We start from the raw sequence: 272 nt of genomic DNA on the forward strand, positions 1-272 counted from the left end.
CCACCAGGTCGGCAAAGCGCAACAATTGAGAAGCTGGCGGGTGGCGAACCCTTTTTGGTTTGAACACGTTTTTCATCATGTCTGCCACCTGGTAACGGAGCGAAGCTCCGCAAGGCCAAGCGGCCGTCGCGCCTCGTGGCGCGGCCCGTCCGGAGCGAAGCGGCGCAAGCCGCGACAGCGTCAGGACAAGACAATTTTGAAGCGCTTTGCGCTTCAAGATGAACATTGATCAATGAGAACGATCAAGCCTATCGAGCTATTAGTACTGGTAA

The 272-nt window shown here is 55.9% G+C and carries 1 protein-coding gene; it reads left to right on the plus strand.

The window, feature by feature from the left end:
* On the plus strand, positions 1-229 hold a 229-nt coding region (locus tag AWJ14_RS22575), incomplete at its 5' end, for a hypothetical protein (protein ID WP_210183565.1).
* Between the last annotated feature and the right edge of the window lie 43 nt (positions 230-272).

The organism is Parahoeflea olei, assembly GCF_001703635.1.
GTDB classification, from domain to species: domain Bacteria; phylum Pseudomonadota; class Alphaproteobacteria; order Rhizobiales; family Rhizobiaceae; genus Hoeflea; species Hoeflea olei.